Source organism: Armatimonadota bacterium (assembly GCA_036504095.1).
In the GTDB taxonomy this organism is placed as follows: Bacteria; Armatimonadota; DTGP01; order JAKQQT01; family JAKQQT01; genus DASXUL01.
In genome coordinates this window covers 124,572-138,608 of sequence record DASXVS010000079.1, presented here as the reverse complement: position 1 = coordinate 138,608, position 14,037 = coordinate 124,572, and the positions used below count along the sequence as shown (strand labels likewise).

The 14,037-nt window shown below is 63.5% G+C and carries 9 protein-coding genes; 3 read left to right on the top strand and 6 right to left on the bottom strand.

The features are described 5' to 3' along the window. Window positions 1–14: 14 nt before the first annotated feature. On the bottom strand, window positions 15–2,018 hold the full coding sequence (locus tag VGM51_18085; protein ID HEY3414947.1) for a trypsin-like peptidase domain-containing protein: 2,004 nt from the start codon (window positions 2,016–2,018) through the stop codon (window positions 15–17). A 646-nt stretch (window positions 2,019–2,664) separates the two neighbouring features. On the opposite strand from VGM51_18085, the gene VGM51_18080 reads away from it, so the two are divergent. Genes VGM51_18080 through VGM51_18070 form a run of 3 tightly spaced genes read left to right on the top strand, consistent with a single transcriptional unit; the run spans window position 2,665 to window position 6,272 of the window. Then, complete coding sequence (locus VGM51_18080) at window positions 2,665–3,435, top strand: DUF6345 domain-containing protein (GenBank protein ID HEY3414946.1); 771 nt, start codon at window positions 2,665–2,667, stop codon at window positions 3,433–3,435. Window positions 3,436–3,446: 11 nt separating this feature from the next. Then, window positions 3,447–4,220, top strand: a complete 774-nt coding sequence (locus VGM51_18075; protein ID HEY3414945.1) for a DUF6345 domain-containing protein — start codon at window positions 3,447–3,449, stop codon at window positions 4,218–4,220. A 12-nt stretch (window positions 4,221–4,232) separates the two neighbouring features. Continuing rightward, on the top strand, window positions 4,233–6,272 hold the full coding sequence (locus tag VGM51_18070) for a hypothetical protein (protein ID HEY3414944.1): 2,040 nt from the start codon (window positions 4,233–4,235) through the stop codon (window positions 6,270–6,272). Between the two features lie 73 nt (window positions 6,273–6,345). On the opposite strand, the gene VGM51_18065 is transcribed toward VGM51_18070, so the two are convergent. From VGM51_18065 to VGM51_18045, 5 genes are read right to left on the bottom strand one after another with little or no spacing between them, the layout of a single operon-like run. Further along, a complete protein-coding gene (locus tag VGM51_18065) occupies window positions 6,346–7,605 on the bottom strand; it encodes an FAD-dependent oxidoreductase (GenBank protein ID HEY3414943.1) in 1,260 nt (419 codons plus the stop codon). A 19-nt stretch (window positions 7,606–7,624) separates the two neighbouring features. After that, on the bottom strand, window positions 7,625–8,575 hold the full coding sequence (locus tag VGM51_18060; protein HEY3414942.1) for a proline racemase family protein: 951 nt from the start codon (window positions 8,573–8,575) through the stop codon (window positions 7,625–7,627). Then, window positions 8,572–9,486 (bottom strand): dihydrodipicolinate synthase family protein, encoded by a 915-nt coding sequence (locus VGM51_18055; protein HEY3414941.1) that lies wholly within the window; start codon window positions 9,484–9,486, stop codon window positions 8,572–8,574. The genes VGM51_18060 and VGM51_18055 overlap by 4 nt, the downstream gene beginning before the upstream one ends. 35 nt (window positions 9,487–9,521) lie before the next feature. Then, a complete protein-coding gene (locus tag VGM51_18050) occupies window positions 9,522–11,111 on the bottom strand; it encodes an aldehyde dehydrogenase (NADP(+)) (protein HEY3414940.1) in 1,590 nt (529 codons plus the stop codon). Window positions 11,112–11,136: 25 nt separating this feature from the next. Next, window positions 11,137–13,983, bottom strand: a complete 2,847-nt coding sequence (locus tag VGM51_18045) for a hypothetical protein (protein HEY3414939.1) — start codon at window positions 13,981–13,983, stop codon at window positions 11,137–11,139. Between the last annotated feature and the right edge of the window lie 54 nt (window positions 13,984–14,037).

Below are 14,037 nucleotides of genomic sequence, written 5' to 3'. Positions count from 1 at the left end.
GCAACGAGGCGATTTCATCCCCGCTCAGAGGCTACGTTGGTTCGGGCGGCCGCGATCAAGTCGCCCACCACCTTCTTGACGGTGTCCGCACTCAGAGCGAACGTGCTCACACGCAACGCGCGAGCAATGTTGATGCCGACAGCTTTGCCATCCGTGTCCAACAGCGGTCCGCCGCATTGATCCGGCGCGACCGCGATATCGTGGGGCAAGACGAAAGGAAAGCCCCAGCGTCGTTCGCTGAATGGCCCGCCGCCCCAACCGTCCTCCGGAGTATGGCTTCCGGTATAAGACTGACGCCCGAGGGTGACGGACAATACCACTGGTAAAATGTCGCGGCGGACCGAAATCTTCACGGCGGAACCCGGCGCGGCGCTGCGGATGGCTTCGGTCACCTGAGCCGGCGAGGTCATCTCCTGGCCGTTGATGGCGCGGATCCGGTCTCCGGACCGTAGCCCCGCCCTGTCCGCCGGGCTATTATGCACCACGCTCTCCGCGATCACACCGGTTTCGTCGGAGCGCAGGCTGACTCCCAGCCAGCCTTGCCGTGCGACGGGAACCATGGTACCGTTGATCTTCCTCTGGTCAGCGCTGACAACACCAATCGTCGTGGAATCATCGGAGGCGCCAGGTGCGATAACGATGCTCCCGGGCGGCGGTACCGGACCTCTTCGCCATTGAATCGAAGGCAGCCGCCTCGCGTCCACTCGGAGCAACGCAAGGTCGTCGGCTAGATCTCCACCGACGATTTTGGCCTCCAGTTCGCGACCATCCTTCCAGCGGCAGACGAGGCTGCCCTGGAGCAGGCTGGCTTTGCTTACGATATATCCGTCCGGGTCCACCACTGTCCCCATCGCAATGGCCTTGCCGCCGGACATAATACGGACGGTTGCCGCTGCGTTCCGGGCCACGAGCGGGCGCGCGGCCGCCGAGACGGAGGCGCCATTCCTCTCATTGTCCCGGTTGGCGGCCTTCGGCGCCTTCCCAAGCTCGGTTTTGGCGAAGCCGGTGTGAAACTTGAGCTCCGTTGCGCCGCGCCGCACAACCACCTCAATATCACACGTGCAGCCAGGGTGATGCTTTGCCGCCAGCGGCCTCAGATCCCCGTACGCATGCACCGGTTGGCCATCGAACTGGATGATGACGTCGCCGCGTTGAAGGCCGGCGACATCGGCGGGACTCCCGGAAACGATATCTCCGATACGGGCGTCTTTGGCGTTTGCGTCGGGACGCAGACCGAGAAGCGCGGACTGGTCGGGCCGGCCGTTGTAGTCCTCGCCTTTCGCCAGACGGTCCCAGTCGTCCCGATAGCGGTCAACCGGAATGTGGCGATTTTCGAGCAGCGAGTTGTTGCAGGTTGCGCTGATGCCGATGACCTTGCCCTCCAGGTCAAATAGCGGCCCTCCCGAATCGCCACCCATGATCGCGCAGTCGCTCACGATGGAATAGGGATCATTTCGCAGAACACGTCCCGCGCGCACGACCGGGGCCCTCCCGTGCTCAAAGGTCACAGGATAACTCAACGCAAGACACCACTGGCCTTCGGCCACCGCGGCGGACCGGCCCATATCAACGTACGGCCAGGGGCCCGGGTCCGTAATCTTCATCAACGCAGCGTCCTCGTCCTTGCAGTTGCCCAGGGTGACGCCGTTCGCCTTGCGCCCGTCGGGAAATGTGAACACCACTTTGCGCCCCGCGCTCTGGCCTACGTGCGCCACGCAGAGCACGAAGCCGTCACCGCTCACCACCACGCCGCTGCCGCCGGATTCCACGGCCACAACCCCGGGGGATACCGCTTCCACCACCCGTTTCAAGCGCTTTTCGAGCGCTTTGACGTTATCGGTGTTCCTTGGCGTGAGAACATCGACGGACGATGGCGAGGCTGGCAGCACCGCGGACAGCGACGCACCCAAAGCGCCGGTCGCTGACGGAGCGGCGGCCGCCATACGCATAGCGATGAAAGACCATGCGGCCGCTGTCGCCAGGGACCGGCGCGCCCATGCTGGAAGCCTGGATCTCATTTATCCTCAATCCCCCCGGCCTGTGATCGAGCCGAAGCCCTCGAGCGCCGGCGCCATAGAGCTTGTGATATTCGGGTGAGCCATGGTTACGTCGCAACCATGGAAAGTGTAGCCTGCCGGACGAACTATTGAAACGCACCGGAGCGGGAATCCCCTCTTGTCTGCGTTCCCGTCACCTACGATCGGGGCGCCACATCACAAAGAGTGTGGTCGTATTGTACCTGTGTGTGCTATCTGTTAGCGCTGGCGGCCGAAGCGTGCGGCCAAGGCCTTCATGTGGGATAACAGCTCAGTGCACATCAATCGCAAGGGCCCGGATATCCGCATTGTGCATTGAACCAACCAGGCGTTGCAAGAACTTCACTCAACAGAGCGCTTTACAGTGGCTCGGGTGAACCGCGCCATTCGAAGCGCCGATTCCCAAACCCGTTGAGTGTACCTCACAGGTGCAACCTATCGTCCACAGATTCCTTGCATCGCGGCGGCTTAGAATGAGCGGCTGCGAGTCCGATTCCGCACAAGGCAGAGGCGCTCGGGGTTCACTTCCTCCTGGCCGGAAGAAGGCTGAACCGGGCCGGCGCCGGGGCCTTGTGCGGAGAGACGCAGGGTCGGTCCCTGCCCGCACCTCGGTGAAAGGAGACGCGTTATGAACTTCAGGCTTCTAAAGGCGTTCCTCCCCGTTCCATTGGCCGTATCCCTCCTTCTGCCTGCCGGCTCCCGGGCCGGTACGGTGGGGGGGGAGTACGCAAACCAGGACGCTTGCGGAAACGCCTACCTTCCCGCCGCCGGCGACAACGTCGGCGGCTTCGTCTCGATGATGCAGGTTTTCGGCCACACGCGCAGATTCCTGTATGGAAATTCCTCCTACTGGCCGGACGATCTGGTCATGTGCAGCGTACCCGGCGGCAAAGACTGCCTCTATGGCGACACCGTGAATCACCTCTATCTATCGTCGCACGGTGGTTCCGACGCAACCCGATTTCGCATCACCACCGGAGCCACCCGAATAGTGGATGGCATCAGTACCTGCCGCGCATGGACCAGCAACGGCAGCACCCAGTGGTGGAGCATGGGCGATGGGAGCGTGCGGATCCTCAATCTCTATACATGCCACGGACTTGAACTGTCTGACCTGCCGCACTGGGACGCGGTGGCGCAGGGCCTGCATGTCATAACCGGCGGAAGCGGTAATATGTACGACAGCGCTTCCGCCGGCACCAACTACGCGTTCTTGGGGAACATCGGTTTCAGCATCAAGTCTGCCTGGTTCGCCTCCGTGAGCGCGGACACCAAAGTCGTGATGGCATACGGGGTGAGCCAGTCGGACGCGATCAACCGGCGGGACAACGAGACCTTCAACTGGAGCATGGCCCGCCTGGGGCCTAAGACCTGGCGCGCCTGGTCCTGGGTTAATTGAGAGGAGGCGACATGAGGTACACCAATCTGTTTTTACTGCCTGTTCTGGGCTTCCTCCTGACGCTGCCCGTGTCGGGTCTCGCCGCCACCGTGGGCGCCGAGTACTGCCAGACCGACGCTTGCGGAAATGCGACGATCAGCAACACCAAGCCGGATGCGAGCGGCTTCATCGGGATGATGCAGGTGTTCGGCCATACCAAGAGGTTCCTGTACGGGAATTCCGATTTCTGGCCGGACGACGAGGTTGACTGCTCCGTACCCGGAGGGAAGGACTGTCTCTACGGAGATACGGCGAACATCACCTTCTTCTCAACACACGGCGGTTCGGACGCGACGCGTTTCAGGATGACCACCGGCGCTACGCACACTGTCGGCGGCATCAGCACGTGCAGGTCCTATACCAGTGATGGTGGTGTTCAATGGTGGAAGCTGGGAAATGGCTTCGGCCACACACGCATCCTGAACCTTTCCACCTGCCACGGCCTGGATCTCACCGACCTTGCGCATTGGGACGCGGTCGCCCAGGGTCTCCATATGATCACCGGCTTTGACGGCAACGAGTCTGATAGTCCCAGCGTGGGCCAGAACTACGCGTTCTGGGGCAACATCGGTTTCTCTGTCAAGCAGGCGTGGTTCAGCGCCCGGCCTGGCGGCAACACGGCGGTAGTCATGGCGTACGGCACCACCGCGGCTATCGCCGTCAACCGGCGCGAGACCGAGTCGTTCGGCTCAAGCATGGAACAGGCCCCGCCGCACTCGTGGCGCGCGTGGGCATGGATCCATTAAGGAGGCAACCCAATGAAAGGGCTCATCACAGCCATTCTGGGGGGCGCGCTGATAGGCAGCGCTCACGCCTCCATTATCTTTCAGGCTGAACCGCCCGCAGCGCCCACCGAACTCCCGGCGGTTCAACTCGCGCCGGTTCACGTTTCCCGCCAGAGCCTTCAGATGCGTGGCGGCGAATTCGGAATACGGTCTGCGGTCCTCGGGAAAACCCCTCGCGGTCTGGTGTTGCGAGCAGGCTCATTGATCCTGGCGCAGGATTTGCTCGGCTCAGAGTTCTTCGCTGATACGGCACGTTTCATGGCCGAGGCGCCGGGAGAAGCCAAGCCATTGCCGGACACCCAGGTCCTGACACTCGCGAATGAGGCCCTCCGAAAACGGATCGGCCGGGTCTCCTTCTCCGAAGTGGACTTTGAGGGCTTCAGGCATCTGAACAACCAGGGCCAGGATCTCCGCTCCGGCCAATTGTCACCACCCACGCAGGACGAGACCATCGTGCTCTTCAGCCGGATGATCAACGGCTACCCGGTCCTCCCGGGGGGCGGGGTTGGAGAGCACATACAACTCCATTTCGATAACTTCGGCGCGCTCACCGGGCAGCAAATGATGTGGCGGAATGCGATGAGCGAGCCCAAACCCATTCCCATCCTGCCGTATACCGACGTGCAGAATGCCTTAATCGGCCGGTTGAAGCGCGAAATGGGGAACAGCCTGAACGATGCGATCATCACCCGGATTCAGTTCGGGTACTTCGGCCGGCCCGAGGGACAGCGGCAGGGGTGGTTCCAACCGGCTTATCTGTTCACGGTCGAATTGTTCAACCCCGAAGAGAAGCAAACGACGGCCGCACGCTTGATACCGATCCCCGCCATCGGCCCGACCGACCTTCGCGAACCACTTGAATTGCCCTCGCTTCCGTCCGAACAGGGAAGCCCCGCACAAGTCACCTTCAAGGCCACCCCGCCGCAACTGGCCGGAGGCCTTCCCACGTACGAAATCGTGCCCAATCTCGTGAACGTCGATACGATCACCGTTCGGGCGCGCGAACTGGGCATCAGCAGCGGCACCGCGAAGGCAACCCCGCGCGGCCTCTCATTCTCCGACGGGCGTTATCTGCTGGCGCTTGACCCTGCGGGTTCCGAACTCTTCTCCGACACCACGCGGATGCTCCTCGAAGCACCGGGCCAGGACCCGCCGCAATCGGACACCGCCGTTCTTGAGATCGCACTCGGTTGGCTCACCAAACACGGTGTTCCCAGCGGGGAATTGGGGGCTCCGGTTGTGCGGCGCCTGATGCACCAGGTGTCCGACACCATCGGAGGAACGCCCCTGCGCCCAACCTCGGACGAGGCCATCGTCGAGTACCCGCGCATCGTCCGCACGGCAACCGGCGCGGCCATACCCGCTGTAGGCGAAGGCGCCTTCTTCCAGGTGCACATTGACAACCTCGGTCAGATCACTGGGCACCACCTGCTGAGGCGCCAGACCGGAAAACTGCTTCAAACGGTCGATCCGCGCCCCATCACCCTCATTCAGGACGAGTTTCTGCGCTATCTGACATCAGAACTCGGAACCAGCCTGGCGATGGTGACCGACATCTGTTACGGGCTCTACTTCCGCCCGGAAGGGATCCAGCAAGCGTTCGCCCAGCCCGTCCTTCTATATGATGTGGACATCGAAGACCCCGTGACCGGTGAAGTGACAGCCCATCGCCAGATTCCAGTACCCGCGGGGCAGGATCTTATGGAACCGTTGGACGATCCGGCCGATTCCATCGTGCCGATCAGCGCGGATGATCTGCAATTCCGCGACACCGAGGGCATCCCGGTGGCTTATGGCGACGTGGATGGGGACGGCAGCGTCACCGCGCTCGATGTGGCTCTGATTCTGCGGTCCGCCGGCGGCGTCGCCGGTCCCCTCGATCCGGGAGCGGTGGCTGCGGGCGATGTTTCACCCGCGGGGTTCCCGGGTGACGATTTGATGCTGCAGGTCGACGACGCACTCCGGGTGCTGCGAAGCATCTACCAGCTCGACAACATCAGCAACGGACCATAGTGTGCTCACGCCTTCGGGTTGCGCAGACGGCCATACCCGTTTACGCAACCCGCGGGTGTGCCTGTCAGTCGTATCAGGACCATCGGTCAGGCGAAACCGCGTCCAGGGGCAGAAGAGGCTTCTCAGCCGACAAAAGCTGGGCCAGGAGTTGGCCGGTGACAGGGCCGAGGCTCATGCCCATCATCGCGTGGCCCGTACCGATGAGCAGGTTGTCGTAGCGCGACGTCCGGCCGATGTACGGCATCCCGTCCGGCGAACACGGACGAAGGCCGACCCATACGGGCGCATCGCCGAAATCTTCCGCGTGGAACTCAGGAAAGTAGCGAGGGATGGAGTTCACGATCCCGCGCACCCGCGCAGAATTCACCGACTGGTCGAGGCCGCCCACCTCCATCGTGCCTGCGAAGCGCAACGCCGAACCCATCGGAGTGACCGCGACACGGGCCTCGGTGAGGATGGAACAGATTTCGGGAAGCTGACGGGGACTTGGCAGCGTCATGCTGTACCCCTTACCCGCCTGCATCGGGAGCCGCAGGCCCAGGCCTCGCGCGAGCCCCTGCGACCACGCGCCACCGGCCAGTACATATTCGTCGGCGGTCAGGTCTCCAGCATCCGTCTTGAGCGCCACCACGCGCCGCCCGTCGGTGCGGCATCCTGCCACTTCGGTGGACCACAGCAAATTCACCCCACCCCGTTCCAGCGCGCCGATGATGGCCGCCATAAACCGGCCCGGCACGAAGTGGCAGTCGAGCGGAAAGTGGACGGACCCCGCAACATCCATACGGATGGCCGGATCCCGCTCAGCGGTCGCATGTGGCGAGAGGACCTCTGCGGGAACGCCCAAAGCGTTTGCCATTTCGGCGGCCTTCGCCTCTTCATCCAGGGCGTGCTGGGTCTTGCAAAGCATCAGCAGGCCCTTGCGCACGAGTCCGAAGTCCATTTCCGGGAGATCGGCGAGTTCCTCGTAGCACCGTCGGCTGGCCAGGTTGAGGTCACGCAGCACGGGAGCGCACCGTTCCACGTGCTGTTTCGTCGCGGAGCGGTAGAACAGCCACGACCATTCCGCGAGTCCAGGGTTTGCCCACGGGCGGATACTGAACGGGCCCTCCGGATTCATTATCATCCGCATGCCCAACGACACCATTCCCGGCGCAGCAAGAGGGATGAAGTGGCTCGGAACGATCATGCCGCCGTTGCCCATCGAGCAGCCATTTTGGCTTCGCGGCGCCCGTTCCACGAGCGTTACGCGATGTCCCTTGAGCATCGCGTAGTACGCCGTGCAGCAGCCGATGACACCGCCGCCGATGATGATGGTGGATACGGGTGAGGCCATTGAGGTGGTCAGCCGGGACTTAACGGATGCCCCAGCAGAACGGATCCACCGGATCCAGGATGAGGTTCGCTTCGGCTGTCACGAAGGCCCGGCCGCGAATCGTCGGAATCACCTCTCCGTTTTCGATGCCGACGCTGGCCTCAAAGACGCTGCCCGTGATGCTCTCCTGGCGCCAGATCTCGCCCTCGCGGATCCTGCCGTCGGCGAGCATGCAGGCGAGTTTGGCGCTGGTCCCGGTGCCGCACGGTGAACGGTCGTACGCCTTGCCGGGGCAGAGCACGAAATTGCGGGAATTGAGTTTCGGAACGCTTCCGGGCGCGAAGAGTTCGATGTGGTCGATGGGCGCCCCGTCGCGGCCGGTGATGCCGCCGCTCTCCAGCGCGATGCGGACCGCCCAACAGAACGCGATCAGGTTCTCCGTGTTTCCGCGGTCGATATCCTGGCCATGGGCCTCGACCAGGAAGAACCAGTTGCCGCCCCATGCCACGTCGCCGGTCACATCGCCGTGACCATCCACATGGACGGTGACCGCCTTTGCGTGGCGGTATGCTGGGACGTTGCGGATGGACACTTCTCCGTTCAGGTGCAGCGTCGCGGCGACCGTTCCGACGGGAGTCTCGATCCGGTGCTCCCCCGGCCCGATGCGCCCCAGGCGGGCCAGCGTGGTCACCAGGCCGATGGCAGCGTGACCGCACATGCCGATTACACCAACGTTGTTGAAGAACACCACCCCGGCCGCGGCTTCCGGGTCTGTAGGCTCGACCAACAGCGCGCCGACCATCACGTCGGATCCTCGCGGTTCGTTGATGACGGCGGAACGAAAGGCGCCGAACCTAAGCCGGAAATCGTCACATCGATCGGCCACCGTGGCGCCCGAAAGCGCGGGACCGCCCTCCAGCACCACGCGCGTCGGCTCACCACCGGTGTGTGAATCGATCACGCGCACGATATGAGGCGAACCGGACGTCATCCGCGTGCGGCTTCGGGTATGCGCGGGCGCGTCTCGATTCCGCGATGGATAACGGCCAGAACCCGCTCGCGCTCTTCGCCGTCCAGCGGCAGGCGCGGCGCGCGAACCCACTCGGCGCCCAATCCGCACTCCTGGATGGCGAGTTTGATATACTGGACGAACTTGATATCCGTGTCCAGGTGCAGGAGAGGCATGAACCAGCGGTAAATCTCCCGCGCCTTCTCCCACTGCCCGCCTGTGGCGAGGTCCCACAGGTACTGATTCTCCTTCGGGAACGCAAGCCCCACCCCGGCGATCCAGCCCTCTGCTCCGAGCAGAACGCTCTCAAGCAACAGGTCGTCCACGCCGCAGAAGATCGTATAGCGGTTTCCAACCTCGTTGATGATGTCTGTCACCCGCCTCACATCGCCGCCGGAGTCCTTGAGCGCCACCAGGTTCGGCACATCCGCCAGGTCGGCGAACGCCCGAGGTGTCAGGTCCACGCCATAGGCGATCGGATTGTTGTAGATGATAATGGGAAGCCCGGTGGAACCCGCCACAGTGCGGAAATGCGCGACGGCCTCACGTGTATCAGCACGGTAGACCATCGCGGGCAGGACCATCAGACCGTCCGCGCCAAGCTTCTCCATGTCCGCTGCATAGCGGGAGGCGCCGGCGGTGCTGGTTTCGGCGACACAACTGAGGACCGGGACGCGACCGGCGGCGGCCTCGATGGCCGACTTGACAACCGCGCGCTTTTCACCCGGTTCAAGCGCGGTGTTCTCCCCGAGCGAGCCGAGCATGATGATTCCCTTGACGCCCGATTCGATAAGGGTCTCAATGTGCCGGGCTGTCGCATCCAGGTCGAGCGACTGGTCTTTCTTCATCTGAGTGGCGACGGCGGGGAACACGCCTTTCCAGTCGGGTTTCATAGGCAACTCGGTCGGTCCTTTCAATTGGGAGAGAGTCAGGCGATCAGCACACCATCGACCATGCGGCGGATACCCAGCGGGTTTGCTTCGCGCAGCGCGGGTGGCAGCAGCGCGTCCGGTGTGTTCTGAAAGGCCACGGGGCGGGCAAAACGTACGAGCGCGGACGTCCCAACGGAGGTTGTGGCGGGCGCCGTTGTCGCCGGGTATGGGCCGCCGTGCATCATCGCGCGACAGACTTCCAGGCCGGTGGGATAGCCGTTATAAACCAAACGTCCGACTCCGCGTTCCAAGGCATCTGCAACGGCGGCGACAACCTTCAAGTCATCCGATGCGCCGGCGTGAACCGTTCCGGTGAGCTGCCCGCTTGCCGCGGCGATGGAGTCGAGCAGGCCTGCCAGATCACGGCATCGGACGACCAGCGCCGCCGGGCCAAAAGCCTCTTCCCGCAACTCCGGACGCGCGATGAATGTAGACGCGTCCACCTCGAACAGGCCCGGCGTGGCGTCTGTGTAGCCGGAACAGGAGGGCTCGAGGTGAACCTTGACACCTGCCACCCCGGGAAAGCCCTGTGTCACTTTGCGGAAACCGGTTTGGATCGCGGAGTTCAGCATCGTCCCGGCCGGTATCGCCGCCATGCGGGCTTTGAGACCCTGGATAAAGCGCTCGGTGTCCGGGCCTTCTATCACAAGGACGAGGCCCGGCTTGGTACAGAACTGCCCTACCCCGCCCGTGATCGATTGCGACAGGCCGTCCGCGATGGCGTCGCCGCGTTCGGCCAGAGCGCCCGGAAGTACGACCAGCGGATTGAGGCTTCCCATCTCCGCGTACACGGGGATGGGACGCGGTCGGGACGAGGCGATGTCGAAAAGGGCGCGGCCGCCACGAAGCGAGCCGGTGAAGCCTACGGCTTCCGTGAGAGGATGGCGCACAAGGGCGGAACCGCTCTCCGCCGTGGCGCCCTGGAGCATGCCGAACAGACCGGGCGGCAGTCCGGCGGCGCGTATCGCGGCCAGGACCACCTCCGCGAAGAGCTCATCCGTTCCAGGGTGCCCCGGGTGTGCCTTCACAATCACAGGATTCCCGGCGGCCAGAGCCGAGGCTGTGTCGCCCCCGCAGCCTCCGTAGGCAAACGGGAAATTGCTGGCGTCGAAGACGACCACTGGGCCAAGCGGACGCAGCATGCGGCGCACGTCCGGCTTCGGCAGCGGCTGGCGAGCCGGATCTCCGTGGTCTATGACGGCATCGACCCACGAACCTTCGCGCGCCTCCTGGCCGTACAGGCGCAACTGGAAACACGTTCGCGCCCGCTCCGATTCGAGCCGTGCGAGAGGAAGCGCGGTCTCTTCATTCGCTCGAATCATGAGGGTGTCGCCCAATGCCTCGATGCGGTCGGCGATGTCGTCCAGCAGGGCAGCCCAATCGGCTCCGGGCAGGCCACGCGTCTGTGCGGCGGCATCCGCGGCGGCGCGCAATGCCGCATCGACCTGGAGTTCCGTCGCCTGGCAGAACGCGGGATTCAGCGGTTCGGCTGTGACAGGGTTGACGGCGCGAACGCGGCCGCCGTCGGCGGTCACCCACTCTCCGGCGATGAGGTGCCGTCCCGTTAACGAATCGCGAGTCTCCATTGTCAATGCCCCACGCCTTCCTGCCTCATCCCCTGGCGACACCGCCGGTGTATTCCGTTTCCACGTTCTCGAAGAACAAGCCCTGGAACTGCCCCGATTTCGTCGGGGGCAGCGTCACTTCCACCGAGTGCTCCCGGTCCGGTTTCAGAGCCGACAGATCGGCGTAGAAGCCGACGAAAGTGTTGTCCACCGCCTGCGGATACACTGACGAGTACGCCTTCTTCACCGGCACTTCGGCACCGTCGATTTTCATCGTTACGTCCGTCTTGCTGGAAGGCTCCGCTATGCTGACAAACATCAGCAGGCGATACGCTCCCAGCCACGCGGCCTCCAGGTCGTCGGCTGTGTACGCGATCGGCCACGCCGCTTTCCGCCGGTTCAGTTGCCGGAAGATTCGTCCCGGGACGCGGAATTTCGCGGTGTAGGTCGTTCCGGCGAAATCCGGGTCGTAGGCGCCCACCTGCCGGCACCGTCCGAACGCCTCGCCGGAGAAACGAACCGGAATGGAAGCCACCCCTCCGGTTGTGGCCGCAGGCAACGTCTTGCCGTTGACCAGCGCCTTACGGAACGTTCGTCCTCGTGGTAGAATCACCTGCAGCGTTGTCCGGGTTCCAATTTCGCCGCGAACGCCTGTCAGAACCAGCCGGCTGCCCTTCAGGACCGCGCGCCCGACAGCGTTCAGCAACATCGGGCCCGACGGAGATCCGGCGGCGACGGGGCGGATTTCCAACGCAATCGCCGTCGCGCCCGCCATCGGAATCGACACCTTGTCGCCGTATGTCCAAAGCCCGGTTTTCGGCTTGCCGATGAGGCGCCCCGACTGGGGTTCCAGTTCGCGGATGAAGAACCTCGTCCCGGCGGTCAGGCCGATGGTTCGGTCCAGCGTGAATTCGCCACGGAGCGCCCGGTAGTTAGGGTTGAACAGGAACACGAAGCCGTGGTCTTCGACCATGGCGGACGTGCCGTCAACGACGCCCACCATCGGTTGACCAATGATCGGCCGGGTGTGGTTGAGGATGGCGCGGTTTCTGTCTGTGAACGCGAGCCAGGCTTTGAACCACGCCTTATCGTCCGCGGAAAACAGCCGGTATTCGTCCGTGTCCCGCGCCGGAAGCATATTGACCACGTTGTTGACCGGAGCCGTCGCGATCGAGGAAAGTACGGAATAGCGCCAGCCCAGGAGGTCCCAGTCGCGGCGGCGAAACGCGGACCGCGGGTTAGCCCCATCCGGCGTGTAGCGCTGTGTCTGATGGGTCATGTAGCCCGGCATGATCGAGGTCGGCGTGAAATTGGCGGTGCGATACCACCAGAAGGTGCGCCGTTCGCGATCGGCGGACACCCGGTCGAACCTCATGTCCGGGAAGGCGGGGAAGCTCTCAGGCTGCTCGTCACTTGCCAGAGGATGTGGGAAGGACCCCGAGACCCAGGTCCAAGGGCCGAAACCGTGGTACTGCTGGCGGCCGTCTATGATGACGTCCGGCAAGCGGCGCCGGAGTTCCGACATGATGCGACGGCAGCCATACCACTGCGCGTACCTGCTGGTCGCCGGGCTGTCGTATGCGATCCACCAATGATCGAACGAGAAGCCGGCGCAGCCCGTCGCCTTGCTGAAGGCCACGAGTTTGTCCACGAGGAAGTCCTGGAATCCCCGTTCGCCGGTATCAGCGGCGAGATAGCCACCCAGTTTGTCGCCGGCCCATTTCGTCCATCGCGGATCCTGCATCCACGGCAGTGAGGGATAGACATACGCCACGCATCCGACGCCTTTGGCCTTCGCGTACGAAACCAGTTCGCTGATGCTTGGAGGCAGCGGGTCCCGGCCCGGAATCCACTCGTCCTTGCGGATTTTCTGGCCCAGACCGAACCAGAGCAGGTTTTCCCATCCCCACGCATCCTTGTTTTCGGCCAGCGAGGAGACGGCGCTGTTCGCCGGCGAAAAGAGGATATCCCGGCAGCCGACGGCCGCCGCCTGGTCGATGATGCGCTTGTATTCCGTGCGTCCTTCCGGCGTCGCGACATCGATCTGATAGTCGTTCTCGCACCAGCCGACGTGGAACTTGAGGGTCTCCTTCGGGCGCCAGGTCACAAATGCGTCCACGCAGTCCGTAAGTGCCTGTATCTCCGTCGCATCTAATTTCAGGTCGCCGGCGCCGAACGATCGCGGTTCCTGAATATACTCCCACTCGCGCGCCATGCCGGGAAATTCGACACCGGACAGCCTATAGGGCCCGATGAGCGCGCGATCCGATTCGAACGGACCGTACACCGCTTTCCAGTCCATGTCGGGCTCGTAGGCCATGGACACGGCGCCATCGGAGAGGCTCCATTTCATGAACGGGTTCTGCAGGGCGAAAAAGACGCCACAATGCGCTCTGGTCGCCGGCGCACCCGGTTCATCGGCCAGCCGAACAAACGATCCGTACGATCCACCTCGCTGGCGACGCTCCGTAGCGACCGGATTCAGCAGCCTGCCTGCAAAGACCTGCACCGAATTGACCCGCGTGATACCTGAAACCGCGGGGATGCGTATCTGCTTGCTGACGAACCTCCAACCCGGCTGGAGTTCGTACACCACTTCGACGGCACGGCCGCCGGCGTTGTACGCGAAGACGAGACCGGTGTGGGTCTGTGCCCCGCCCGCCAGCGGAGCACTGGCGCCATTTATGACGGAGCCGTCCAGCGTAAGCGCGAAGCTGTCGCCGGAGAATCGAACGGTGTTCCCGCTCGCCTTGTCCGTGACTGCGACGAGGCCGCGCGCATCGAACCGCGCGGTTACAAGGCCGTTATCGAGCGTGGCCGCGTTGCCGCGGAACCCGGCCGCTGCCATGCAGGAGAAAGTGGCGAGGGCGACCGCAGATTTCAACACCGTCATATGTGCTTTCCTTCCATCGGGGGGACCAGCCTGTCAATGTGCGCTAATGCCATG